This window comes from Azospirillum oryzae, from assembly GCF_008364795.1.
GTDB lineage: Bacteria > Pseudomonadota > Alphaproteobacteria > Azospirillales > Azospirillaceae > Azospirillum > Azospirillum oryzae.
Genome location: NZ_VTTM01000001.1, coordinates 694,597 through 718,781 on the forward strand (window position 1 = coordinate 694,597; position 24,185 = coordinate 718,781).

Sequence of the window (24,185 nt, forward strand, 5' to 3'; positions counted from 1 at the left end):
TGGCAATCGGCCCGAAAGTCCGGCCTATCGTGCCGCCGCTTCCGCCAAGCCGTTCCCGCGCTTGATCCGCAACTGCCGGCCCACCTCGGCCTGGAGCTGGCGCGGGGTCACGGGCTTGTGCAGGACGGCGACGCCGTGGGCGGAGGCATCGGCCAGGGTATCGGCGCCGGTCTCGCCGGTCAGGATCAGGGCGGGAACCTCAGCCCCATAGCGTGCGCGCACGCGGCGGATCACCTCGGTGCCGACGCGCCCTTCGCGCAGGCGGTAATCGGCGATGACGATGTCGGGCACCCGCCCCAGCGACTCCAGCCGGTCCATCGCCCGGTCGGCGCTGTCCGCGGCGACGACGCGGAAACCCCATTCGGTCAGCACCGACTGCAAGCCCAGCAGCACCACCGCGTCGTCGTCGACCAGAACCGCCAGCCGCGGCCGGTCGATGGCCGGCGGCCGTTCGGGACCACCCGGCCGTCCGGCCAGGAAGCGGGCCGGGGCCAGCGGCACCAGAACGCGGAAGGCCGACCCCTGCCCGTGCACCGACCGGACCTCGACGGGATGGTCGAGCAATTGCGACAGCCGCCGGACGATGGCGAGCCCCAGCCCCAGCCCGCGCAGCCGGTCGCGCTCCGGATTGCTAACCTGATGGAACTCTTCGAAGATGCGGTCGAGATGTTCGGGCGGGATGCCGATGCCGGTGTCCTGCACCTCGATCGCCAGCCGGTCGCCGTCCGGCGCGGCGTCGATGCGGCAGCGGATGCGGATCGCGCCGGCCTCGGTGTAGCGCAGGGCGTTGTCGACGAGATTGCGCAGCAGCTGCATCAGCAGGCCGCGGTCGCTCCGCAGGACCGCCTCGCAGCTCTCCACCCGCCAGACCAGCCCCTTGGCGGTCGCCTGCTCGCCATAGGCGGCGTCGAGCGCATCGGTGATCTCGCTGATCTCGAAGGTGTCCAGCACCGGCGTCACCACGCCCGCTTCCAGCCGCGACACCTCCAGCAGCCCGTCGAGCAGGCCCTTCATGGTGTCGAGCCCCTGGTCGAGCCGGGACAGCAGATCGCGCCCGTTATGGTCACCGACATGGCGGGCGAGTGCGGCGGACAGGAAGAACAGGGCCTGGAGCGGCTGGCGAAGGTCGTGGCTGGCGGCGGCGAGGAACTTCGATTTCGCGAGATTTGCGCGCTCGGCTTCCTCCCGGGCGGCATCGCGCTCCGCTTCCAGCGACTGAAGGCGATGAATGAGACTCATGCTTCGTCCACGGCTCTCACGGAGGATGATGGGGTTCCCGAAGGCGCCCCGTTTCCATTTTCGAACAGAACCGGGGTTAATGTTAAACTGCATTAACCATAATCATGCTGCAGCGCGCAACCCCTCCCAGGCATATGTGCCGCATGGGCAGGGTACATGAAGAAAAGGTTAATGGTGGTTCATATGCGAAAGCCCCGGCATTCTTCCGGGGCTTTCCGCATTCGGGACTCGTTCGGCCGCCCTGCGCCAAACGCCATGGGCAAACCTTTCGATATCCGCGCCTTCCGATTTTCGGGCCGGCTGACGCCGCGACCTCAGAAACCCCGGCGGACCGCCATGTGGATTTCGCCGCGGGTCAGTCCGATGTCGGACAGTTCGGCATCGGACATATGGTGCAGCTCATCTTCCGCACGGTGAAGTTCAATCCGTTCGCGGACCCAATGAACGACCCGTTGAAAGAGGGTGTTTTCCTTTGTTCCGGCGGCAAACAATTCACCGGACGAAGACTGCATCGAAGAGTAGGCCATGTTGATCTCCTGCGCTTGGCGCTGATTACATGAGCCTATTTTGCCTTTTGCACCCGCGAAATCAATGGCCGGCCCTCTGCGGCCCGGCGTCGGCAGACCTGCGCGAATTCGATAGAACATTCGTGGGCAAATCAACGCGGGCATAAAAAAACGCGCGGGGGGGGGCTCCCCCCGCGCGTCTTTCGGAACAACGGCTTAAGCGTCGATCCGTTTACTTCACGCTGACTTTGCGCGACAGGTTGTGGTGCGCCTCGATGTAGCGGACCGTGCCCGACTTGGAGCGCATGATGACCGAGTGGGTGTAGGCGCCGCCCGGGAAGCGGCGCACGCCCTTCAGCATGGCGCCGTCGGTGACGCCGGTGGCGGCGAACATGACGTTGCCGCGCGCCAGCTCGTGCAGGCTGTACTTCTTGTCGAGGTCGGTGACGCCCCACTTGGCGGCGCGGGCCTTCTCGTCGTCGTTGCGGAACAGCAGACGGCCCTGGAACTGACCGCCGATGCAGCGCAGGGCCGCGGCAGCCAGCACGCCTTCCGGCGCACCGCCGGAGCCGACATACATGTCGACACCGGTGCCGGCCTGGCTGGTGGCGATGACGCCCGACACGTCGCCGTCGTTGATCAGCATGATGCGGGCGCCGGCTTCACGGACGCGGGCGATCAGCTCGGCATGGCGCGGACGGTTCAGGATGCAGACCAGCAGTTCCTGCACCTCGGTGCCCTTGGCGGCGGCCAGCGCCTTCAGGTTGTTGGCCGGCGTCTCGTCCAGATCGACGATGTTGTCCGGCAGGCCGGCGCCGACGGCGATCTTGTCCATGTAGACGTCGGGGGCGTTCAGGAAGCCGCCCTCCTCCGCCATGGCGATCACGGCCAGCGAGTTCGGGCCGCCGGTGGCGCAGATGGTGGTGCCTTCCAGCGGGTCGAGCGCGATGTCGACCTTCGGGCCCGAGCCGATGCCGGCACCGACCTTCTCGCCGATGTAGAGCATCGGGGCTTCGTCGCGCTCACCCTCGCCGATCACCACGGTGCCGTCGATGTAGAGCGTGTTGAGAGCCTGGCGCATGGCGTCGACCGCGGCCTGGTCGGCCAGCTTCTCGTCGCCGCGGCCCATCAGCAGCGAGGCCGACAGGGCGGCGGCCTCGGTCACGCGGACGGCCTCCAGCGCGAGGTTGCGGTCCATATGGGACAGATCGACATGCGTAGACGGCGTAGACATCGTGTGCTCCCCCCGACTCTTCGGTCGTATCAGGCTGATATTGGTTATTGTGGGAAACGGGGCAGGTCAGGACTGTCCTGTTCGGGAAAGGGCTTAGAACTGCCTATCAGAACTGTTCAATCCGGATCATCCGCGGCGGCTCCAGCACGTTGTCGCTGGCCGCGATGGTCGCAAGCGCGCGCTGCATGGCAGCCTCGTCGGTGTCATGGGTGGTGAGGACCACCGGAACGCCTTCGTCCGGCGAACGGCCGCGCTGCAGGAACTGCTCCATGGAGACGTTCTGGTCGCGCATCGCCGCTGCGATATCCGCTATCACACCGGGGCGGTCCACGACCATCAGGCGGACGTAGTACGACCCGCGGCGCGATTCCATCGGCGACGGGGTTGCCGCGCCCAGCCGATCGGCCGGAACGCCGAAGGTGGGCGTAGACCGCCCGCGGGCGATGTCGATCAGATCGGCCACCACCGCCGACGCGGTCGGGCCGGCACCGGCGCCGCGGCCGACGAACAGCACGCGGTCGGCGAAATCGGCCTGGGCGACCACGGCGTTGAACACGCCGTCCACCGACGCGATCGGCGCGTTCTTCGGCACCATGCAGGGATGCACGCGCTGCTCGACGCCCTTGTCGGTGCGCCGGGCGATGCCCAGCAGCTTGATGCGGAAACCCAGCTGGTCGGCATAGTCGAAATCGACTGCCGAGACCTGCCGGATGCCCTCGATGTAGACGGCGGAGAAATCGACCGGCGTGCCGAAGGCGACGGAGGCCAGGATCGCCAGCTTGTGCGCGGCATCGACGCCGTCGATGTCGAAGCTGGGATCGGCCTCGGCATACCCCAGCGCCTGGGCATCGGCCAGCACATCGGCGAAGTCGCGGCCGGTGGTCCGCATCTCCGTCAGGATGTAGTTGCAGGTGCCGTTCAGGATGCCGTGGATTTCCGACACGGAATTCGCGGCCAGCCCCTCGCGCAGCCCCTTGATGATCGGGATGCCGCCGGCCACCGCCGCCTCGAAGGCGACGGTCAGCCCGCGCGATTCGGCCTTCTGGGCGATCTCGGTGCCATGGACGGCCAGCAGCGCCTTGTTGGCGGTGACCACATGCTTGCCGGTCTCCAGCGCCGTGGCGACGGTGTCGCGCGCCGGACCTTCCGACCCGCCGATCAGCTCCACCACCAGATCGGCGCCGGCCTGCGCGGCCATGGCGACGGGATCGTCGAACCACTGCACGCGCGACAGGTCGACGCCGCGGTCCTTGCCCTTGGAGCGCGCGCTGACCGCGACCACCTCGATCCGGCGGCCGCAGCGCTGTTCGATCAGCGAGGCTTGGGCGTCCAGCAGCTTCAGGACACCGGCGCCGACCGTACCAAGGCCGGCGACGGCGATTTTCAGGGGGGCTTGCTGGGCGTTCGGCATCAGGCTTTCGCTTTCTCGGATTCCAGAAGGGCGGCGCGGGCCACCGGGTCCTTGCTCGCCGCAACGCCGCCGGCGTTGGAACGGAAGAACTCCTTGATGTTGCGGGTCGCCTGACGGATGCGGTGGACGTTCTCCACCATCGCCAGACGGACATGGCCGTCGCCGTATTCACCGAAGCCGATGCCGGGCGCCACCGCGACCTCCGCCTGCTGCAGCAGCAGCTTGGAGAATTCCAGCGAGCCGAGATGGGCGAACTGCGGCGGGATCGGCGCCCAGGCGAACATCGACGCCTTCGGGCTCGGGACCTCCCAGCCGGCGGCGGCCAGACCCTCGATCATCACGTCGCGGCGCTGCTTGTACATGTCGCGCACCTGCTGCACGCAGTCCTGCGGACCGTTCAGCGCGGCGGCGGCGGCAACCTGGATCGGCGTGAAGGCGCCATAGTCCAGATAGGACTTGATGCGGGCCAGCGCGGTGATCAGCGTCTTGTTGCCGGTGGCGAAGCCGATGCGCCAGCCGGCCATCGAATAGGTCTTCGACATCGAGGTGAACTCGACCGCGATCTCGCGCGCTTCCGGGATCTCGAGGATCGAGGGCGGCGGGTCGTTGTCGAAGAAGATCTCGGCATAGGCCAGATCGGACAGGATGTAGATGCCGTGCTTGCGGCAGAACTCGACGATCGGGCGGTAGAAATCCAGCCCGACCACTTCGGCCGTCGGGTTCGACGGATAGTTCAGCACCAGCGCCAGCGGCTTCGGCACGCTGTGGCGCACGGCGCGCTCCAGCATGATCATGAAGCTGTCGATGTCGGTCGACGCCCCGTTCTCCATGCCCACCGGCAGGTGGCGCACCGAGGCGCCGGCCAGGATGAAGCCGAAGGGGTGGATCGGATAGCTGGGGTTCGGCACCAGGATGATGTCGCCGGGGCTGGTGATCGCCTGGGCGAGGTTCGCCAGACCTTCCTTCGAGCCGATGGTGACGATGCACTCCGTCTCCGGATCGACATCGACGTTGAAGCGGCGCTTGTAATAGGCGGCATGGGCCTTGCGCAGGCCGGGGATGCCGCGGGAGTTCGAGTAGCGGTGCGTCTTCGGATCGCGCACGGCCTCGACCAGCTTGTCGACGATGTGCTGCGGGGTCGCCTGGTCGGGATTGCCCATGCCGAGGTCGATGATGTCGGCGCCGTTGGCCCTAGCTCGCGCCTTCATCGCGTTCACTTCGGCGAAGACGTAGGGCGGCAGGCGCTTGATGCGATGGAATTCGTTGTTCGACATGGACGCTCCGGAAGACCGCTCCGGTCACGCCACGAACCCAAGAGACCTGCGGACCGGGACTGACGTTCTACCGCCGCGACGCGACGGAAGCGAGGCAAATTTCGCGTCACGCGCCGTCGCAACCCTGCTTTGCCCCCGGACCGGCGGCGATCGGCGGTCGGCCGCGTTCCTTGAATGACCAATCAATTCCCTCAACCACGTCATGGTTATACCTAACTGTGTCTTAACTCATTAGCTTGCATACCTTCCAATGCCGGAGCCACCCGCCGGGCTCCGATGGTTCCGTTTGCTGGAGAGTTGAGATGGTATCGCTGCTGAAGGCCGCCGACGGCCTGCTCGGGAACATGCGCTTCGCGCGGAAGATGGCGCTTGCCCTGTCGGTCCCGATGGCGGGCGTGGTCGTGCTGTCGTCCCTGCTGGTGTGGGAGCAGGTCGACGCCAGCCGCCGGGCCGCCGACCTTGCGTCCGTCACCCGCCTGTCGGTCGGCATGACCAGCCTTGTGCATGAACTGCAGAAGGAGCGCGGTTCCTCCTCCATCTACCTCAGCGGCAAGCGGGACGAAGACCGCCGGCGCATGGACGGCGTGCGCGCCGTCGCCGATGCGAAGCTGGCCGACCTGACCCGGCAGTTCGCCGATGTCCGCATCCGCGATCCCCATGTCGCCGCGGCGATTGCCGGCGCCCGCGACGCACTGTCGCAGCTGTCGCGGCTGCGGTCCGGGGTGGACAGCACGGCCCAATCCTCCATGGAGGTGGTGGCGAGCTACAGCGCGATGATCCGCAAGCTGCTGGATGCCACCGGGCAGGCGCGCTCCCTGTCCGACGACAGCGACCAGCTGCGCGCCGCCGACGCCATGGTCGCCCTGTCGGAAGCGAAGGAGCGGCTGGGCCAGCAGCGCGCCGTCGGCGGCGGCGCCTTCCGCAAGGACCGCTTTCCCGCCGATGCGCATGAGCGCTTCATAGAGTTGTCCGGCGAGTACAAGGCGCTGATGACCGGCCTGAAGGCGAAGCTGACCGCCGAAGAGGCGGGTTTTTACGACCGGACGGTCGCCGGCCCGGCCATCGCCGAGGTGGAGCGGATGCGGCGCATCGGCATCGTTTCGGCCTATGGCGGGGCCGACAACCAGGGGGTCGATGCCGGCAAGTGGTTCGACACCATCACCGTGACCATCGACATGCTGCGCAGCGTCGAGACCCATGTGGCGGACGACCTGATCGCGCTCGCCAACCGCGACGCGGAGGATGCGACGACGCGGCTGACCGGCGTGGCCGCCGGCCTTGCCACCCTTCTGGTGGTGATGACGCTCATCGCCTATCTGGTTGCCCGCAACATCACCCGGCCCATCGCCCGGCTGAACGGCGACATGGGGCGCCTGGAGGCCGGCGAACGCGACCTGTCCATCCACGGCGCCGGGCGTGCCGACGAGCTGGGCGCCATGGCCCGCAGCCTGGACCAGTTCCGCCTCAGCCTTGCCGAGGCCGACCGGCTCGCCGCCGAACAGCGGCAGCACCAGGAGGACCGCCTGCGCGAGGCCGAGCGGCTGGAACGGCTGGTGGCGGAGTTCGACCGTCACATCGAGACGGTCGCCGAACAGCTGGCGGGCGCCGCCAGCGGCCTGCGCGGCAATGCCGAACGGATGAGCAGCATCGCGTCGCAAACCGAAAACCATGTGCTGTCGGTTGCCCGCGCGTCCGAAGGTGCTTCCGAGAATGTCCAGGCCGTGGCCGCGGCGACGGAGGAACTGACCGCGTCCATCTCGGAGATCGGCCGGCAGATGACGGGGTCGACCGAGATGGCGGAGCGGGCGGTCAACGACGTCCGCCGCACCGCCGGCATCATCGCCGACCTCAACGGCGCCGCCCAGCAGGTGGGCGAGATCGTGCGCATGATCACCGACATCGCCAGCCAGACCAATCTGCTGGCCCTCAACGCCACCATCGAGGCCGCCCGCGCGGGCGAGGCCGGCAAGGGTTTCGCCGTGGTGGCGCAGGAGGTGAAACAGCTCGCCAGCCAGACCGCCAAGGCAACGGAGGACATCACCGCCAAGGTCGCGGAAATCCAGTCGGCGACCGACCACACCGTCCAGGCCATCGGCGACATCGGCACCGTCGTCACCCACATCGAGGAGAACATCTCCGCCGTCGCCGCCGCCGTGGAGGAGCAGAACGCCGCCACCGCGGAGATCGGCCGCAATGTCCGTCAGGCCGCCGACGGCACCGACCAGGTCTCCCACAACGCGTCGCTGGTCGGCACCGAAGCCGGCCGCGCCGGCGCCATGGCGAAGGAGGTTCTCACCATGGCCGATGCGCTGAAACGGAGCACCGACAGCCTGCGCGGCGACGTGGCCGACTTCATCGGGAAGATCCGGGCGGCGTGACGGGGATTGGGGAGCGGTTGAAGCGGGCGGCGAACGCGGCCCCTCACCCCACCCCGGTCGCTTTGGCGTATTTCCGTTTCGCCACCTCCAGCGACGCCAGCAGCTGCTGACCGGTCGCCCCGCCGTCGCCGCTGACGCGGCCGGTCATCACCGCCTTGATCGCGTCCACATGGGCCTTGAACAGCAGATGCTCGCTGGCGGTCACCGTGGTCAGGCCGCTGCGGGTGGCCTCGTAGAGCGACTTGGCGATGTGGGTGATCAGGGGATAGCCGAAGATGCCGCCCTGCCCGCGCATCTCGTGGGCGGAGCGGTTGACCTGGGCCAGCAGGGCGGGCACCGAGTCCGGCTCCCGCGGCAGGCGGTCGACGCGGCGGCCCATCTCCTCCACCTCCGCGCCGATCCACACGGCATAGTCGCCGGCGCGGTTCAGGATTTCCTCCTCCGCGGCGGCGAGCACCTCCGGCGGCAGGGTCGGCACCGGATCGCGCGGGGCGAGGCCGACCTTGGCGCCCAGCCGGTTGGGCAGGTCGAAATAGATCACGGGGAAGCGGTCGATGCCGCGCGCCTTCGACGCGCTGTGCACCACCAGGATCTCCGACGGCGCGGTCGTCCGGCAATCCATGGCGACCGGCTTGTCGGCGCGGCGGCGGTCGGGACCGAAATAGCCCTTGGCCAGAACGAAGCGGCGCGGCCGGGCGATGGCGAACAGCAGCCGGCTGGCGATGGTCTGGGCGGAAAAAGGCTTGGCGATGAAGTCGGTGGCGCCGAGATCGCGCGCCTGCTCCACATACTGACGGTCGGCGGCGCCCGACAGCATCAGCACCGGCAGGAACTTGTCCGGGCTCTTGGGGCTGTAGCGGATCCAGCGCAGCAGCATCAGCCCGTTCACCTCGGGCATCACCAGATCGGACAGGATCAGGTCGACCGGGGCGGTCCCCGGCGGCAGGGCCGCGCGGCGGTCCTCCAGCCAGCGGATGGCGTCGGCGCCGCTCGCCACCCCCTCGACCCGGCCGATGCCGATGGCGCGCAGGGTGGCGGTCAGGACCGAGCGGATGAAGCCGCTGTCCTCCACCACCAGGACCGAGAGAAGATCGAGCTTCGGCTGGGTCATCGCCCTCTGCTTCGGCAACCGGGCCATATCGCCGCATTCAAATTCCACTTCTGGCACAACCGCGCCCGATTGGCGAGCGGCAAGCGGAACGGAAGACAAACCGGCCGGCCGCGGTTACCCTCCCCTCGCCGGAAGGCCCAACAATCAATCAGGAGAGGAACCGCCCGATGCCGCAACCCGATCATGTCATGGCCCTGCCCCTGCCGGAAAAGCCGGACCTCGATCCCGACATGCAGGTCCTGTTCGACAAGTGCGATGAGAAGCTGGGCTTCGTGCCCAACGTGCTCCGGGCCTACAGCCTGCGGCCGAAGAAGCTGCGCAACTTCGCCATGCTCTACAACGAGCTGATGCTGGGCGAGAGCGGTCTCAGCAAGCTGGAGCGCGAGATGATCGCCGTCGTCGTCTCCTCCGCCAACCATTGCTACTACTGCCTCGTCGCCCATGGGCAGGCGGTGCGCAAGCTGTCCGGCGATCCGGAACTGGGCGAGATGCTGGTCGCCAACTACCGCGTCGCCCCGCTGGAGCCGCGCCAGCGCGCCATGCTCGATTTCGCCTGGAAGCTGACCGAGAACCCGATGTCGGTGGGCGAAGCCGACCGCGAGGCGCTGCGCGCCGTCGGATTCGGCGCGGAGGACATCTTCGACATTGCCGACACGGCCGCCTTCTACAACATGTCCAACCGTCTGGCGACCGCGGTGGACATGATCCCGAACCGCGAGTACCACAGCCAGGATCGTTGAGGTCGTTCATCGCCTTCGTCGAGGCCACACAGGGTAGGAATCATGGCGATCGTCCGTTTCTTCGTCCGTCTGTTCGCGCTCATCGGCCTGCTTCTGGTGGCCGGCGCGGTGACGGTGGCGGTGCTGGTGGTGCGACATGAACCCACCCTGCCCGATGCGGTGGTGCTGGACCTCGACCTGACCAAGCCGCTGGCGGAGAGCGACAGCGGCAAGATCGGCAGCCTGTTCGAACACCAGACCACCCTGCGCGAGGTGCTGGACGCGCTGGACGGCGGACGGCGCGACCCGCGGGTGAAGGGCGTGCTGGCCCGCTTCGGCGACGACAGCATCGGCTTCGCCCAGACGCAGGAACTGCGGACCGCCATCGAGCGGTTCCGCGCGTCGGGCCGGTTCGCCGTCGCCTTCGCCGAGGAATATGGCGGGGCCGGGGCCGGCAACCGCTCCTACCTGCTGGCCAGCGCCTTCGACGAGGTCTGGCTGCAGCCGATGGGCACGCTCGGCATCACCGGACTGTCGGCGGAGCTGCCCTTCGCGCGCGGCGCCCTCGACCAGCTGGGCGTGCAGCCGAACTTCGCCCAGCGCGAGCAATACAAGAGCTTCGCCGAGACCTTCACCAAATCCGGCATGACCCCCGCCAACCGCGAGATGATGGAGGCGCTGGTCACCGATCTCGGCAACCAGCTGGTCGACGGCATCGCCAAGAGCCGGCGCCTCGCCCCCGCGATGGTCAGGGCCGCCATCGACAAGGCGCCGCTGCTGAGCAAGGAGGCGCTGGACCAGAAGTTCGTCGACCGGCTCGGCTACGCCGACGAGGCGCGCGACGAGGCGCTGAAACGCGCCGGCGCCGGGGCGGAGGCGATGGAGCCGGCCGATTACCTGTCGGTCGCCGGCAACCCGAACGGCAAGGGGCCGACCATCGCCCTGATCCACGCCGTCGGCACCATCACCGGCGGCGAGAGCGGCAAGCCGGCGCTGGGCGGCACCTCCGCCGGGTCGGAGACCATCGTCGACGCCATCGAGGAGGCGGCCGACGATCCCGACGTGCGCGCCATCCTGCTCCGCATCGACAGCGGCGGCGGCGCCGTCTCGGCGTCCGAGGCGATCCGCCGGGCGCTGGTCAGGGCGCGGCAGAGCGGCAAGCCGGTGGTCGCCAGCATGGGCGACACCGCGGCGTCGGGCGGCTACTGGATCGCGCTCGCCGCCGACCGCATCGTCGCGTCCCCCGCCACCATCACCGGGTCGATCGGCGTCGTCGCCGGCAAATTCGCCATCGGCGGCCTGTCCGACAAGCTGGGCATCCAGTGGGACCGGGTGCAGGGCGGACGCAACGCCGGCATGTGGTCGCCGCTGCGCCCCTTCGACGACAGCGAAACCGAACGGCTGAACGCCATCATCGACGACACCTACGCCAACTTCCTGCAGCGGGTGGCCGAGGCCCGGCACATGACGCCCGAACAGGCACGCGGCGTCGCCAAGGGCCGCGTCTGGACCGGCGCCCAGGCCCGCGAACTCGGCCTTGTCGACGATCTCGGCGGGCAGGAGCAGGCGCTGACCCTGGCCCGCACCGCCGCCGGCCTGTCGCCCGACGCCCCGGTGACGCTGGCCCCGTACCCGCCACCGAAATCAATGACGGACCAGCTGCTGGATCTGGTGGCCGGCAAGGGAGAGCTTGTCGGCGCGCTCGCCGCCGTGGCGGAGCTGCGCCCGCTGCTGGCCCACCTGCGCCCCCTGCTCGCCGCCGCCCAGGCAGACGGCGTGCAGGCCCGCATGCCGGCGATGACGCTGGAGCGGTGAGAGGCGCCTGGACCAAATCCCTTCCCCCCGGGGAGGGGGATATCCCCGCTCAAAGACCTCAACGTCCGAGACGATCGACCATGACAGAGACCGCCGCCAGCCCGTCGCAAGCCGCCGACGACCATCCCGTCTTCACCCACCAGGAAATCCTGCGTGTGTTCAGCGGGGTGGCGCTGGCGATGCTGATGGCGGCGATGGACCAGACCATCGTCGCCACCGCGCTGCCGACGATGGCCAGCCAGTTCGGCGGGCTGGACATGCTGCCCTGGGTGGTCACCGCATATCTGCTGACCTCCACCACCACGACGCCGATCTACGGCAAGCTGTCGGACCTCTACGGCCGCAAGCGGGTGCTGCAAACGGCGATCATGCTGTTCCTGGCCGGTTCGCTGCTGTGCGCGATGGCGCAGAGCATGACCCAGCTGATCCTGTTCCGCGGGCTACAGGGGTTGGGCGGCGGCGGGCTGATGTCGCTGGCCTTCACCATCATCGGCGACGTGGTCGCCCCGCGCGAACGCGGCCGCTACCAGGGGATGATCGGCGGCGTCTTCGCGCTGGCCAGCGTCGCCGGACCGCTGCTGGGCGGCATCTTTACCGAAACCATCGGCTGGCACTGGATCTTCCTCATCAACCTGCCGCTGGGCGTCGCTGCGTTCGCCATGACGCGCAGCACCCTGTCGCGCCTGCCCGCCGGCCGGGCGAAGCCGCGCATCGATCTGGCCGGGGCGGCGCTGCTGACCGGTGCGGTGACCAGCCTGCTGATCGTCGCCACCCGCGGCGAAGCCATGGGCTGGGGCAGCCCGGCGGCGCTCGGCCTGCTGGCGGCCGGCCTCGTCATGCTGGCGGTCTTCCTGTGGCACGAACGCCGGATCGAGGAGCCGATCCTGCCGTTGCACCTGTTCCGCCGCCCGGTGGTGGCGGTGGCGACGCCGGTGGTCGCCGTGTCGGCGATGGTGCTGTTCGCCGGCATCGTCTATCTGCCGCTGCACCTGCAGCTGGTGCAGGGGACCAGCGCCACCGTGTCGGGGCTGCTGCTTCTGCCGCTGGTGCTGGGCATGACCTTCGGGTCGGTCGGCGGCGGACGGCTGATCGCGAAGACCGGCCGCTACAAGGTCTTCCCGCTGGCCGGGCTGGCGCTGTCGGGCGTGATGTACGCGCTGCTGGGCACCCTGCCGGAACTGGCCGCGGACGGCCTGTGGTCGACGCTGATCCTGGTGCCGCTGGGCATGGGTCTGGGGCTGGTAATGCCGGTGATGACGGTCGCCGTGCAGAATGCGGTGGAGCAGCGCGACCTCGGCGCCGCCACCGCGTCGGTCGGCTTCTTCCGCTCGCTCGGCGGGTCGGTCGGCGTCGCGGTGTTCGGCGCCGTCTTCAACGCCGTGGTGTCGGACCGGCTGGAGGGCGCCGGCCTGTCCGGCCGCGCCGTGCTGGACCATGGCGCCGCCGCCCTGGCCGCCCTGCCCCCGGCCGCCCGCGCCGGCGTGGTGGCGACGCTGGAGCATGGCTTCGCCACTCTGTTCCTGCTGGCCGCGGCACTGGCGGTCGTCTCCTTCGCGATGACGCTGTTCCTGAAGGAACTGCCGCTGCGTTCCGCCAATCCGGGCCGTGCCAAAGGCGCCCCGGCGGCGAAGGGATGACCGGTCGGGAGTGACCGCGTCAGGACTTGTCGCTGGGGAAATGCCGCTCCTCCCCCAGCCTGTCCTCGATGTAGAGCAGGTTGACCAGGACCAGCACGACCACGGCGATCGGCGTCGCCAGGAACATGCCCATGATGCCGAACAGCACGCCGCCGGCGGCGATGGCGCCGATGGTGACCACCGGCGGCAGGTCGACCACCCGCTTCTGCAACAGCGGCGTGATCAGGTTTCCCTCCACCTGCTGAATGACGAGGTAAAGCCCGGCGACCCACAGCGCGTCCTGCGGCGATTGGGCGAAGCCGATCAGCAGGGCCGGTACCGCCGCCAGGAAGGGGCCTACCAGCGGAATGAACTCCAAAAGCCCGGCCACCATGCCCAGCGCCAGCGCCGACGGGATGCCGAGAAGCCAGAGCCCCACCCCGATCATCGTCCCCACCGCCGCCATCGCCACCAGCTGCCCGATCAGCCACTTCCACAGGCTGTCGCCGGCCACCTCCATCACCTCGCAGGCCCGCTTCTGCCCGCGCGGCGGCACCAGCAGGACCACGCCGCGCTGATAAACCCCCGGCGACGCCGCCAGATAGAGCGCCGCGAACATCACCACCACCGCATCGCCGACGACATAGACAAGGCCGGAGGCCAAGGAACTCAACTGGTTCATCCAGGGCCACTCCTTGCCCTGCTCCATGATGCGCTGGCGCCAGCCGTCGGGCAGCATGTCCATGGCCTTTGTCACCTGCTCCTGCAACTGGCCGAGCTGTGCCGCCATCGACGTGCCCATCAGCCAGACGCCCCCACCGACCAGAAGCACCAGCAACAGCAGCACGATGGCAAGCGCCAGACCATGGCCCAGCCCCGTCCACCGCCGCACATAGCCGGTCAGCCGCTGCAGCAGGATGGCGAACAGCACGCCTGTGAAGATCAGCAGCAGCGTGCCCGACACCTTCCACAGGAAGATCCCCAGCGCCACCACCCCGGCGACGATCAGGACCTTCCAGGTGAAGACGGCCAGCTCCCCGCGTCCGGCGCGCGCCGGCGGCTCGTCCTGCACCGCCCCGCCTCCCGGCTTGGCGGCCTGGTGGGCGGTTGGCCTGCTGGGTATCGCCATCTTTCGAATCTCCCGCACTTGGCGCCGCCGGACGGACGGCCCTGGGGGAGAACGCGCCAATCCTGCCGACGTTGCGGAAAGTCAGCAGGCTAGGTCGTCGGCGATAGTCCGAAAATGGGTATGGAAGGTGCCGCAGGCGGCCCCATATCAAATGTGACGCCAAGGAGTCATTCTCGCTGATGTCACTTGAAGAGCCCGCCACCCGGCGGGCTTTTTTTTGGGGACCGCCCTTTGCGCAGCCGGGCGTTCTGCCCTTACCGCCGCGCCTCCGGCGGGAATATCAGGGTGACCTTCAGCCCCGGCTCGTTGTCGCTCAACTCCAGCCGGGCGCCGTGCAGCGTCGCCACCGCATCCACCAGACTGAGCCCCAGCCCATTGCCGGGCGAGGCGCGGGCGGTGTCCAGCCGGACGAAGCGCTGCAGGACCTTGTCGCGCATCTCCGCCGGGATGCCGGGGCCGCTGTCGGCGACCTCGACGCTGGCGGCGCGGCCGGGGGCCGGCCCGTCGAGCACCAGCGTGATCGTGCCGCCCTCCGGCGTGTATTTGATGGCGTTGTCCAGCAGGTTCGACACCGCCTGCGCCAGAAGCTGGCCGTTGCCGCGGACGGTCGGCTTGCTGCGGATGACCACCGACAGGCGCTGCCCGCGCTCATCCGCCACCGGCTCGTAGAGGTCGGCGGCCAGTTCGACCACTTCGGCCAGATCGACCGGAACGAAGTCCTGGCGCTTGGCGCCCGATTCCGCCTCGGCGATCGACAGCAGGGCGGTGAAGGTGGCGAGCAGCCGGTCGGCCTCGACGATGGTGTCCTGCAGGACGCCGCGATAGACCTCCGGGTCCTCCGTCTCATGCAGGAGCGCCAATTCGATGCGGGAGCGCAGGCGGGTCAACGGCGTGCGCAGGTCGTGGGCGACGCTGTCGGTCACCTGACGCATGCCGGTCATCAGCCGTTCGATGCGGTCCAGCATGGCGTTGAGGTTGCCGGCCAGCCGGTCCATCTCGTCGCCGCCGCCGAATCGCGGCACGCGGTCGCTCAGGTCGCCGCTCATGATCTGGCGGGTGGTTCGGTTGATCGCCTCGATCCGCCGCATGGCACCGCGGCTCATCAGCAGCCCGCCCCCCAGCCCCAGCAGGGCGGTGGACCCCAGGATCCAGCCCAGCGAGCGGAACATGCGGGTGCGCAGCTGGTCGATCTCGCTCATGTCGCGGCCGACCAGCAGGCGGAACTGTCCCGGCAGCGTGAAGGTCACGGCCTGCGCCGTCGACGGGCGGTCGGTGACCCCGCCGTAATCGGCGACCTTGAAATGGGTCCAACCGCTGGCGTTGGGCACTGCCGCCGGCCAGCCCGACAGGTTGCCGGCCAGGATCGTCCCGGCCGGCGTGGTCAGCAGATAGATGGAGTTGTTGTTGGCGACCGCGCTGCGCGTCCGCACCACGTCGATGAGGCCGGACAGTCCGTAATTGCGGTAATGGTCCTGCAGGCCGGCGACCTCCAGCGCAATGGTCTCGCCGATCTCCTGTTCGAGGAAGCCCGCCGTGGTGCGGTAGACGACGCCGAGAATCAGCCCGACCGACAGGACGAACATCGCCAGATAGAGCAGCGCCAGCCGGAACGCCGTGGCCCGCACCAGCCGAAAGCCCGCGGCGACGAAGCCGTGCAGGCCGGCGGCCGCGCCGTCATGTCTCATGCGTGATGCTTCATGATGAAACCCTTACCCCTCCGCCGCGCGCAGGCTGTAGCCGGCGCCGCGCACGGTGTGGATCAGGGGAGTGGGAAAGTCCTTGTCGATCTTCTGGCGCAGGCGGGCGATGTGCACGTCGATTACGTTGGTCTGCGGATCGAAGTGATAGTCCCACACATTCTCCAGCATCATGGTGCGGGTCACCACGCTGCCGGCATTGCGCATCAGGTATTCCAGCAGCGAGAACTCGCGCGGCAGCAGGTCGATCGCCTTGCCGGCGCGCCTGACGCTGCGCGACAGCAGGTCGAGTTCCAGGTCGCCCACGGCAAGCCGGGTCTGCGGCTGGCCGGCGCCGCGCCGGCGCACCAGCACCTCGATCCGGGCCAGCAGTTCGGAGAAGGCGAAGGGCTTGGTCAGGTAGTCGTCGCCGCCGGCCTTCAGCCCCTTCACCCGGTCATCGACGCTGCCCAGGGCAGACAGGAACAGCACCGGCGTGTCGTTGCCGGCCGCCCGCAGCACCTGGACCAGCGACAGCCCGTCGCGCCCCGGCAGCATGCGGTCGACGATCATCACGTCGTAATGCTCGGCCCCGGCCAGGAACAGGCCTTCCTTCCCGTCGTTGGCGACGTCCACCACATGGCCGGCCTCCTTCAGCCCCTTCGCAAGGTAGCTGGCGGCCTGGCGATCATCTTCGATGACGAGAATCTTCATGAGCACGAGTGTAGCCTCCCAAAACAGCCCGGCCAAGCACGAGGGTGTCGTGCCCGGCCGGACTTTCCGTCACTCAAGCGGCGCGTCGCCTCACGCCTTCAGCTTCAGCGCGACGAAGGACTCGTTGCCCTGCCGGTTGATCAGCATCAGCAGCGCCTTCTGCCCCGCCTTCTCGGCCTCCGCCACCCGGTGGCGGACGTCGGCCGGGCTCTTCACCTCGCTGTCACCGACCCGTTCGATCACGTCGCCGGGACGGATCGGCACATCGACGCTGGAGGACAGGCCGGTGACCACCACGCCCTGGACGGCATCGTCGATGCCCAGCCGCTTGCGCGCCGCCCGGTCCAGCGGGGCGAGCTTCAGCCCCTTCACCGGCGCGACCTCCTCCTGCCCGGCGGAGCCGTTGCCGCTGCCGGTGTCGGCCGAGGCGACCTGCGTCTGGTCGGACAGGCGGTCGATCCGCACCGGAACCGTCTTTTCCCGGCCCTCGCGCAGGATCTTCATCTCCACCGTATCGCCGGCCTTGGTCTCCGCCACGTTGCGGGTCAGGTCACGCAGAGTGTTGACCGGCTTGCCGGCATAGGACAGCACGACGTCGCCCTGATGCAGGCCGGCGCGCTGGGCCGGGCTGTCGGCGGTGACGTCCGCCACCAGGGCGCCCTTGGCGCTGGGCAACCCCACGCTATCGGCAATATCCGGCGTCACCTCCTGGATCTTCACGCCGAGCCAGCCGCGCTCCACCTTGCCGCTGTCCTTCAGCTGGGCCACCACCTCCTTGGCGAGGTTGGCGGGAATGGCGAAGCCGATGCCCACCGAGCCGCCGTTGGGCGAGTAGATGGCGGTGTTGATGCCGATCACCCGGCCGCTGAGGTCGAAGGTCGGGCCGCCCGAATTGCCGCGGTTGATGGCGGCGTCGAGCTGGAAGTAATCGTCGTACGGACCGCTGTGGATGTCGCGGCCGCGGGCCGACACGATGCCCTTGGTGACGGTGCCGCCCAGCCCGAACGGATTACCGACCGCCATCACCCAGTCGCCGACGCGGGTCTTGTCGCTGTCCGCCCAATCGACCGAGGGCAGCGGCTTGTCCGACTTCACCTTCAGCAGCGCAAGGTCGGTCTTGGCGTCGCGGCCGATCAGCTTGGCCGGCATGGCGGTGCCGTCCTGCAGGGTGACGGTGATCTCGCTGGCGCCGTCGATGACGTGGTTGTTGGTCACGACATAACCGGCCGGGTCGATGATGAAGCCGGAACCGAGCGCCCCCATCTTGCCGCGCGGCGCCTGCTCCTGGTCATCCTGGCCACCGGGGCCGCCGCCAGGGCCGCCGTTTTGGCCCATCTGGTCCTGGAACTGGCGGAAGAACTCTTCGAACGGCGAGCCGGGCGGGAAGCCGGGGATCTGCGGGCCGCGCTGCGCCCGCGGCTCGGCCTTGGCCTCCTGGGTGGCGGAGATGTTGACGACGGCGGGGCTGACCTTCGCCGCGAGGTCGGCGAAGGTGGAGGGCGTGTCCTGCGTCATCGTGACGGCGGGCGGCGTGGCGCCGTTCTGCTGGGCCTGCGATGCCGCCCAGCCGGCCAGCGCCGGAGCCGTCAGAACCGTGGAGCCCAGCAGCAGGGCGGCGACGGTCCGGCGAAAACGGCCCGGACGTTGGGGCTGGTTCGGGGTCTGGCTCTTGGTGGGAGGAAGGGTGGTCATGACGGCGACACTCCAATCAGGCGATTCCGACTTCCGGGAGGCGATGGCCGGCCTTTCAGACCGCCGCGCCGCCTCGCCGCTGTTGTCGTGAACATAGGGAACCGCCCTTCACCGCCGCCTTGCGACCGGATGAAAGATATTTCAGGCAAGGAGACGGCTCAGTCCCCGATCAGGTGCAAGGCGATCTCGCGCCGGTGCGGCCGGGCGCGGTGTTCGAACAGGTAGATGCCCTGCCAGGTGCCCAGCGCCGGTTCACCGCCCATCACCGGGATCGACAGGCTGACGCCGGTCAGGGCCGAGCGGATATGGGCGGGCATGTCGTCCGGCCCTTCGGTGGTGTGGGCATAGAGCGACGGGTCCTCCGCCACCAGACGGCGGAAGAAGCGCAGCAGGTCGGCCTGCACATCGGGATCGGCATTCTCCTGGATGGTCAGGGACGCCGAGGTGTGGCGGCAGAACACCGTCAGCAGCCCGATGTCCATCCCCTGCTCCGCCACCCAGCGCCGCACCTGGGCGGTCACCTCGACCAGCCCGGCGCCGCGGGTGGGGACGGTCAGCGTCGTGGCGGCTTGTCGCATGGCTTTCGATCTCCTCGTATTTCGCTGGCTTGGCTCCGCGGGCAAGCAATACCAGATGTCATGGCCCGAACGGATTTGCCGGGATGAATCGGCCCGTCCAAATTGTTATTGGGCCAAACTGTTGTACCCGGACGGCAAGGGAGGAAGACCGCGCATGGACATCACCGGCACCCACAGCGTCCCCGGACCGCGCGACCGCGTGTTCGCGGCGCTTTGCGATCCGGCGGTGCTGATGCGCTGCATCCCCGTCCTGGAAGAGATGGAGCGGCTGTCCGCCACCGACTATGCCGCGCGGGTGCGGACCACGCTCGGTCCGATGAAGGCGCGTTTCTCCGGCCGGCTGCGGCTGGAGCCGGAGGACGGCGCCCACCGCTACCGGCTGGTCGCCCAAGGCAGCGGCGGGTTGGCCGGCGCGGTGAAGGGCGAGGCGCTGGTGGTCTTGGAGGAGGCGGACGGCCGCACCCTGCTGACCTACAGCCTGTCGGTGGCGCTGGGCGGCGCCGTCGGCCGTCTGGCGGTGAAGCTGGTGCAGGCCAAGACCGACCGCGTGCTCGCCGGCTTCTTCGAGCGCTTCGCGGCGGAGATCACGGCGGAGATCAGGGCGGAGATCGGCGACCGCGCCGGCTGATGCGGCGCAATGCCGCAGTACCGGCGGCCGAACAGCGCCTTTCGCAACTGCAGCATCATGGGTCAGGATAGCAGGCGTCGCGGGTGCTCTTTGCCGGTGGAGATGCCGAGTGGTCCTGTCCCAGCCCGCTGCCCAAACCCCTGCCCAAACCGCAACTCCGGATGACGCCACCGCCGATCGCATGATCTTCGGCCGGATCCTGGCGCTGGCCGCCGCCGATCCGGTGCGGACGATGACCCAGGCGCTGGCCTTGACCAAGGCGGAACTGGCGGAGCTTGCCGCGCGTCACGCCCCGCAAGTCGCCGATAGGGTCGCCGCCCTGCCCGACGGGGACGGGTCCGGCGAGGACGCCATCGAGGAGGCCGACCTGCGCGCCTTCCTGGCCGAGCATGGCGCGCGCGGTGCCGAAGAGGAGCGCTGGCTCGCCGCCATCCTGGCCCGGCGGTCGCTGGAGCCGAACCATCTGTGGCAGGACATGGGCTTCCACGACCGCGGCGAACTCAACCTCCTGTTCCGGCGGCATTTCCCGGCGCTGGTGGCGATGAATGCCGGCGACATGAAATGGAAGAAGTTCTTCTATCGCCAGCTTTGCGAGCGCGAGGGGCTGATGCTGTGCAAATCCCCCAACTGCGAGGTGTGCGACGACGTGGAGGTCTGTTTCGGCGAGGAGGCCGGCGATCCGCTGTCCACCCTCTCCCGCCTTGCGCGCGGTGGATAATCGGGGGCAGTTGAGAGGTCTCAGCGCGGCTGCGCGCCCAGATCCTCGAAGGTCATGCCCTTGTCGGTGCGGCGGAAGCGGCCCTTGCCGTTGACGGTCAGCGGCGGCTGTCCCGGCTGCGGCACGAAGGTGGCGGCGTAATAGCAGTCATATTGGCCGCCATTGTCCTGTCCGCCCTTCAGCTTCGCGTCGACGCATCCCTGCTTGCGGAATTCGTCGAAGGCGCGGAAGCCGGCATTGCCCTGCCGCTCCAGCGTGCGGCGGGTGTGCGCCTCCACCAGCTTGCGCATGTCGCCTTCCGACGGTTCGCCGGAGCAGGCGGCGAGCAGCAGCGTGGCGAGCAGGATTGCGGACCTCACCGTCCCCCCAGCAGCCGGTCCACCCGCTCCTTCAGCGCCGAGAAGGAGGGCGGCTTGACCACGAAGCCGTTGACGCCCAGCGCCATCGCCTGCTTCACGATCTCCGATTCGGTGTGGTTGGTCAGGAACACCACCGGGGCGCGCGGGTTGGCGGCCTCCGTGCTGGCGCGCAGGCGGGCCAGGTACTGCAGGCCGGAAACCGGCTTCATGTCGATGTCGCAGACGATCAGGTCGGGGTTGACGCGGATCGATTCGCGCATCGCCGTCTCACCGTCCTCGGCCTCCGCCACGTCGCGGAAACCGATCTGGCCCAGGATCTGGACGATGGTGCGGCGGACGAAGGGCTGGTCCTCCACGACCAGGATACGATGCCGGGAATAGTCGATCGCCTGCAAGTCCATCCCCAATCCTCCGGCCAGATCACCGCTTTCCACTGATACCGTCCGAACCGGCGGCCGGCAACCGATGCTCGGTTACCATGGAGTGGAATATGGTTTTGTCTCTGTAAAATTTTCGACAATTTGTGCCGTACACCGCTATCCGCCGACCTGCACCCGGCCGGGGAACAGGCGCTCCAGCACCGCACGCAGACGATCCATGGTCAGCGGCTTGTGCAGGCAGTCGTCCATCCCGGCGTCGCGGCATTGCGCGTCGTCTTCGGCATCGGTGCCGGCGGTCAGCGCGACGATCGGCACGCGGCCCGCCTCGCCGGGAAGGGCGCGGACGGCGCGGGAGGCCTCAAGGCCGTCCATCACCGGCATCTGAATGTCCATCACGATCAGGTCGAAGCGCTTGTCCGTCGCGGCGGCCAGCCCCTGCGCCCCATCGTCCGCCGTCGTCACGGCATGGCCCAGCGCCTTGAAGAAGCCGGCGGCGACCAGACGGCCGATCGGGTTGTCCTCCACCAGCAGCACCGACAGGGCGGCCGGCCGCTCCATCCGGCGGACGGGGATGCGGATGACCACCCCCTCCCCCGCCTCGCTCTCCGGGCTTTCGGGCAGCAGGCGCCCTCGCAGCCGCCGCAGCGCCGGCTGGATCGCCGCCAGCAGCAGCGGGCGCAGCCGCGCATCAACCCGGCGCCGCACCGACAGCTCGGCGTCGTCGCCGGCCGGGCGCAACGCCAGTGACACCGAAGCCCCCGCCTCCGCCGTCAGCAGGGACAGCAGCGCCCGCAGTGCCGCGGCATCGCCGGTGAAGCACTCCTCCGCCCCGCTTTCCACCTTCGCCGCCCGGACGCCGTCCGCCAGCGCCGCGAGCGTCAGGCTTTCCTCCACGGCAGCCTCGCGCCCGACCGGTCGCAGCGCCGACAGCGTGGCGCGCAGGGCGGCCCCCGCCATCTGGACCGCGACCAGCCGCTCCTGCTGGCGCGGCAGCAGCGGCGACTCCAGCGCGGCCGAGGTCAGCGCCATCATCGGGTCGAGCGCCGCCGCCACCGCGGTCCCTGCGGCGTCGAGCAGCGATTGGGCCTCTCCCCGCGCCCGCTCCGCTTCGGCCAGCGCGAGCCGCAGCCGGTTCTCCCGCATCTGCCGGCGGCGGGTGGCCGACACCACGGCCCGCAGACACCCGGCAGTGACATCGCCGGCCGGCAGGGCATCCTGCGCCCCCGCCGCGATGAAACCGGCGACGTCCTGGCCCCACGCGTCTCCCTGACCATCCCCTTCGCCGTCCGGCAGCAGGACCACCACCGCTGGTGCCGGATCCAGCCGGGCCAGCGCCTCGACCGCCGCCACGGCGGGGGCGTCCAGCAGCACCACCGTCTCGCCCGACGCCGCACCGCCGCCGCGCAGGCGGTCCAGCGCCGCGGCCACGGTCTCCACCCGCGCCAGCGCCCCGAAGACCGGAGCGTAGCGCTGGGCAAGCGCCGCCTGCGAGGACACAAGAAGAACCGGCTCCGGCGTCTTCGCCGTTACAGCCGCCGTTTCAGCCGTCCGCTGGGTCATGGGTCCTTCGGTCATTTTTCCTCGAAGATGCCGTCAGCTCGCCATCGAGATGGGGCCGGACGCGGAGGCGAAGGCCGGACCCGGATAGCCGTCGCTGACGACGATGCGGTTGCGGCCCGCCGCCTTCGCTTCGTACAGCGCGCGGTCGGCGCGGCCCAGCGCGCGTTCGATGCTGGAATCCTCGTCGCCGCACATGGCGACGCCGATGCTGACGGTCATGCGCAGGCAACCGTGCCCATGGTCGCCGGGGACGATCGGCACCTCGGCCAGCGCCAGACGTTGGCGCAGCCGTTCGGCCACCTCCGCCGCCGAAGCCAGCGGGGTTTCCGGCAGGATGATCGCGAACTCCTCGCCGCCCAGCCGGCCGATATGGTCGGTGTCGCGCAGCTCGTCGCGGCAGACCTCCGCCAGCCTGACCAGGGCATGGTCGCCCACCGCATGGCCGTGGGTGTCGTTGATCGCCTTGAACCGGTCGATGTCCAGCATCAGCACCGACACCGCCCGGCCATAGCGGCGCAGCCGCGCCATCTCGACCTCCGCCAGTTCCAGGAAGCGGCGGCGGTTGTTCAGCCCGGTCAGCGGATCGGTGGTCGCCATGCGGCGCAGCTCGCTCTCCACCCGCTTGCGTTCCGACACGTCGCGGATCACGGCGGTGAACAGCAGGCCGTGGGCATGGTGCAGCTTGGCGATCGACACCTCCGCCGGGAATTCCTGGCCGTTGGCGGTCAGGCCCAGGACCTCCCGGCGGTTGGTCATCACCCGGGCCTGAAGCTCCGACACGCTGAAATCGGCGATGTGCGCGTCATGGTCCGGCCGGAAGCGTTCGGGGATCAGCAGCGACAGCGGACGGCCCAGGATGTCGTCGGCGTCATAGCCGAACAGGCTTTCCGCCGCCCGGTTGAACAGGGTGATGTTCAGGTTGGCGTCGGTGGTCAGGATGGCGTCCTGCGCCAGCCCGATGATGCCCTGCAGCCGCTCCTCCGACAGGCGCAGCTCCTCCTCCAGCCGCTTGCGGGCCATGGCGTGCTGGACGGCGCGCCACATCAGCGGCCCGTCGGTCTGTCCCTTGACCAGATAGTCCTGCGCGCCGTGGGCCAGGATATCCAGTGCGAAATCCTCGTCGTCGTAGCCGGTCAGCACCACCAGCGGCAGCGACGGCGCGTCGGCATGCAGGCGGGTCACCGTCTCCAGCCCGAAACTGTCGGGCAGCGACAGGTCGAGAAGCACGACGTCGCAGGCGTTGCGGTGCAGCCACGCCCGCGCCTCCTTCAGCGAGGTGGCGCGCGCCACGCTGGCGCGGCGGGCATAGGGCGTCAGCGACCGGGTGACCAGCCGCGCGTCGGCATCGTCATCCTCGACCAGCAGGATGGCGGTGCGGCCGTCCTCCCGATCGGACATGCTGGATAAGAGCGGCTTGCGGGACAAGGCGATGGACATGGCGGACCTCC

At 69.0% G+C, this 24,185-nt stretch carries 21 protein-coding genes; 6 read left to right on the forward strand and 15 right to left on the reverse strand.

Annotated elements, in window-relative coordinates:
• Positions 1-24 precede the first annotated feature (24 nt).
• The 5 genes from FZ938_RS03320 to FZ938_RS03340 form a co-directional block, all read right to left on the reverse strand.
• Positions 25-1,239, reverse strand: a complete 1,215-nt coding sequence (locus tag FZ938_RS03320; protein WP_149197232.1) for an ATP-binding response regulator — start codon at positions 1,237-1,239, stop codon at positions 25-27.
• 314 nt (positions 1,240-1,553) lie between these two features.
• Complete coding sequence (locus tag FZ938_RS30425) at positions 1,554-1,766, reverse strand: DUF1127 domain-containing protein (protein ID WP_174757302.1); 213 nt, start codon at positions 1,764-1,766, stop codon at positions 1,554-1,556.
• Positions 1,767-1,977: 211 nt separating this feature from the next.
• Positions 1,978-2,979 carry a class II fructose-bisphosphatase gene (gene glpX, locus FZ938_RS03330; protein ID WP_174757304.1) on the reverse strand — a complete coding sequence of 334 codons (1,002 nt, stop codon included), beginning with the start codon at positions 2,977-2,979 and terminating at the stop codon, positions 1,978-1,980.
• Between the two features lie 106 nt (positions 2,980-3,085).
• A complete protein-coding gene (locus FZ938_RS03335; RefSeq protein ID WP_149197234.1) occupies positions 3,086-4,390 on the reverse strand; it encodes a homoserine dehydrogenase in 1,305 nt (434 codons plus the stop codon).
• A complete protein-coding gene (locus FZ938_RS03340) occupies positions 4,390-5,664 on the reverse strand; it encodes an LL-diaminopimelate aminotransferase (protein WP_109151472.1) in 1,275 nt (424 codons plus the stop codon). Before FZ938_RS03340 ends, FZ938_RS03335 begins: the two co-directional genes overlap by 1 nt.
• Positions 5,665-5,966: 302 nt before the next feature.
• On the opposite strand from FZ938_RS03340, the gene FZ938_RS03345 reads away from it, so the two are divergent.
• A complete protein-coding gene (locus FZ938_RS03345; protein ID WP_149197235.1) occupies positions 5,967-8,042 on the forward strand; it encodes a methyl-accepting chemotaxis protein in 2,076 nt (691 codons plus the stop codon).
• Between the two features lie 43 nt (positions 8,043-8,085).
• Here the strand turns inward: FZ938_RS03345 and FZ938_RS03350 are convergent, their stop codons facing one another.
• Entirely contained in the window at positions 8,086-9,153 is a 1,068-nt protein-coding gene (locus tag FZ938_RS03350) for a response regulator (RefSeq protein WP_149197236.1), read from the reverse strand.
• Between the two features lie 167 nt (positions 9,154-9,320).
• On the opposite strand from FZ938_RS03350, the gene FZ938_RS03355 reads away from it, so the two are divergent.
• The 3 genes from FZ938_RS03355 (at position 9,321) to FZ938_RS03365 (ending at position 13,324) form a co-directional block, all read left to right on the forward strand.
• A complete protein-coding gene (locus tag FZ938_RS03355) occupies positions 9,321-9,893 on the forward strand; it encodes a peroxidase-related enzyme (protein WP_149197237.1) in 573 nt (190 codons plus the stop codon).
• 42 nt (positions 9,894-9,935) lie between these two features.
• On the forward strand, positions 9,936-11,687 hold the full coding sequence (gene sppA / locus FZ938_RS03360; protein ID WP_149197238.1) for a signal peptide peptidase SppA: 1,752 nt from the start codon (positions 9,936-9,938) through the stop codon (positions 11,685-11,687).
• Positions 11,688-11,767: 80 nt separating this feature from the next.
• Positions 11,768-13,324, forward strand: a complete 1,557-nt coding sequence (locus tag FZ938_RS03365) for an MDR family MFS transporter (protein WP_149197239.1) — start codon at positions 11,768-11,770, stop codon at positions 13,322-13,324.
• A gap of 19 nt (positions 13,325-13,343) precedes the next feature.
• Here FZ938_RS03365 and FZ938_RS03370 read toward each other — a convergent pair whose 3' ends face one another.
• The 5 genes from FZ938_RS03370 to FZ938_RS03390 form a co-directional block, all read right to left on the reverse strand.
• Complete coding sequence (locus FZ938_RS03370; protein ID WP_149197240.1) at positions 13,344-14,432, reverse strand: AI-2E family transporter; 1,089 nt, start codon at positions 14,430-14,432, stop codon at positions 13,344-13,346.
• A gap of 254 nt (positions 14,433-14,686) precedes the next feature.
• A complete protein-coding gene (locus FZ938_RS03375) occupies positions 14,687-16,117 on the reverse strand; it encodes a sensor histidine kinase (RefSeq protein WP_149197241.1) in 1,431 nt (476 codons plus the stop codon).
• Between the two features lie 24 nt (positions 16,118-16,141).
• Positions 16,142-16,822 (reverse strand): winged helix-turn-helix domain-containing protein, encoded by a 681-nt coding sequence (locus tag FZ938_RS03380; RefSeq protein WP_149197674.1) that lies wholly within the window; start codon positions 16,820-16,822, stop codon positions 16,142-16,144.
• A 90-nt stretch (positions 16,823-16,912) separates the two neighbouring features.
• Positions 16,913-18,514: a DegQ family serine endoprotease gene (locus FZ938_RS03385; RefSeq protein ID WP_149197242.1), complete on the reverse strand. Its 1,602-nt coding sequence runs from the start codon at positions 18,512-18,514 to the stop codon at positions 16,913-16,915.
• A 158-nt stretch (positions 18,515-18,672) separates the two neighbouring features.
• Complete coding sequence (locus FZ938_RS03390) at positions 18,673-19,092, reverse strand: secondary thiamine-phosphate synthase enzyme YjbQ (protein WP_149197243.1); 420 nt, start codon at positions 19,090-19,092, stop codon at positions 18,673-18,675.
• 154 nt (positions 19,093-19,246) lie between these two features.
• On the opposite strand from FZ938_RS03390, the gene FZ938_RS03395 reads away from it, so the two are divergent.
• Together FZ938_RS03395 and FZ938_RS03400 are read left to right on the forward strand one after the other, a co-directional pair.
• Entirely contained in the window at positions 19,247-19,720 is a 474-nt protein-coding gene (locus FZ938_RS03395; protein WP_149197244.1) for an SRPBCC family protein, read from the forward strand.
• 109 nt (positions 19,721-19,829) lie between these two features.
• Positions 19,830-20,438, forward strand: a complete 609-nt coding sequence (locus tag FZ938_RS03400; protein WP_246457483.1) for a nitrogen fixation protein NifQ — start codon at positions 19,830-19,832, stop codon at positions 20,436-20,438.
• 20 nt (positions 20,439-20,458) lie between these two features.
• On the opposite strand, the gene FZ938_RS03405 is transcribed toward FZ938_RS03400, so the two are convergent.
• The 4 genes from FZ938_RS03405 to FZ938_RS03425 form a co-directional block, all read right to left on the reverse strand.
• Entirely contained in the window at positions 20,459-20,797 is a 339-nt protein-coding gene (locus FZ938_RS03405; RefSeq protein ID WP_149197246.1) for a hypothetical protein, read from the reverse strand.
• Positions 20,794-21,198 (reverse strand): response regulator, encoded by a 405-nt coding sequence (locus tag FZ938_RS03410; RefSeq protein ID WP_149197247.1) that lies wholly within the window; start codon positions 21,196-21,198, stop codon positions 20,794-20,796. The genes FZ938_RS03405 and FZ938_RS03410 overlap by 4 nt, the downstream gene beginning before the upstream one ends.
• A 135-nt stretch (positions 21,199-21,333) precedes the next feature.
• Positions 21,334-22,752 carry a response regulator gene (locus FZ938_RS30780; RefSeq protein WP_211101031.1) on the reverse strand — a complete coding sequence of 473 codons (1,419 nt, stop codon included), beginning with the start codon at positions 22,750-22,752 and terminating at the stop codon, positions 21,334-21,336.
• A gap of 18 nt (positions 22,753-22,770) precedes the next feature.
• Positions 22,771-24,174 (reverse strand): diguanylate cyclase, encoded by a 1,404-nt coding sequence (locus tag FZ938_RS03425; RefSeq protein ID WP_149197248.1) that lies wholly within the window; start codon positions 24,172-24,174, stop codon positions 22,771-22,773.
• Between the last annotated feature and the right edge of the window lie 11 nt (positions 24,175-24,185).

Coding starts and splice junctions, on each gene's coding strand:
- FZ938_RS03335 (WP_149197234.1), bottom strand. CDS start 4,390: ATGCCGAACGCCCAGCAAGCCCCCCTGAAAATCGCCGTCGCCGGCCTT.
- FZ938_RS03390 (WP_149197243.1), bottom strand. CDS start 19,092: ATGCGACAAGCCGCCACGACGCTGACCGTCCCCACCCGCGGCGCCGGG.
- FZ938_RS03345 (WP_149197235.1), top strand. CDS start 5,967: ATGGTATCGCTGCTGAAGGCCGCCGACGGCCTGCTCGGGAACATGCGC.
- FZ938_RS30425 (WP_174757302.1), bottom strand. CDS start 1,766: ATGGCCTACTCTTCGATGCAGTCTTCGTCCGGTGAATTGTTTGCCGCC.
- FZ938_RS03350 (WP_149197236.1), bottom strand. CDS start 9,153: ATGACCCAGCCGAAGCTCGATCTTCTCTCGGTCCTGGTGGTGGAGGAC.
- FZ938_RS03395 (WP_149197244.1), top strand. CDS start 19,247: ATGGACATCACCGGCACCCACAGCGTCCCCGGACCGCGCGACCGCGTG.
- FZ938_RS03410 (WP_149197247.1), bottom strand. CDS start 21,198: ATGGACTTGCAGGCGATCGACTATTCCCGGCATCGTATCCTGGTCGTG.
- glpX (WP_174757304.1), bottom strand. CDS start 2,979: ATGTCTACGCCGTCTACGCATGTCGATCTGTCCCATATGGACCGCAAC.
- FZ938_RS03380 (WP_149197674.1), bottom strand. CDS start 16,822: ATGAAGATTCTCGTCATCGAAGATGATCGCCAGGCCGCCAGCTACCTT.
- FZ938_RS03365 (WP_149197239.1), top strand. CDS start 11,768: ATGACAGAGACCGCCGCCAGCCCGTCGCAAGCCGCCGACGACCATCCC.
- sppA (WP_149197238.1), top strand. CDS start 9,936: ATGGCGATCGTCCGTTTCTTCGTCCGTCTGTTCGCGCTCATCGGCCTG.
- FZ938_RS03340 (WP_109151472.1), bottom strand. CDS start 5,664: ATGTCGAACAACGAATTCCATCGCATCAAGCGCCTGCCGCCCTACGTC.
- FZ938_RS03355 (WP_149197237.1), top strand. CDS start 9,321: ATGCCGCAACCCGATCATGTCATGGCCCTGCCCCTGCCGGAAAAGCCG.
- FZ938_RS03370 (WP_149197240.1), bottom strand. CDS start 14,432: ATGGCGATACCCAGCAGGCCAACCGCCCACCAGGCCGCCAAGCCGGGA.
- FZ938_RS03375 (WP_149197241.1), bottom strand. CDS start 16,117: ATGAGACATGACGGCGCGGCCGCCGGCCTGCACGGCTTCGTCGCCGCG.
- FZ938_RS03320 (WP_149197232.1), bottom strand. CDS start 1,239: ATGAGTCTCATTCATCGCCTTCAGTCGCTGGAAGCGGAGCGCGATGCC.
- FZ938_RS30780 (WP_211101031.1), bottom strand. CDS start 22,752: ATGACCGAAGGACCCATGACCCAGCGGACGGCTGAAACGGCGGCTGTA.
- FZ938_RS03425 (WP_149197248.1), bottom strand. CDS start 24,174: ATGTCCATCGCCTTGTCCCGCAAGCCGCTCTTATCCAGCATGTCCGAT.
- FZ938_RS03385 (WP_149197242.1), bottom strand. CDS start 18,514: ATGACCACCCTTCCTCCCACCAAGAGCCAGACCCCGAACCAGCCCCAA.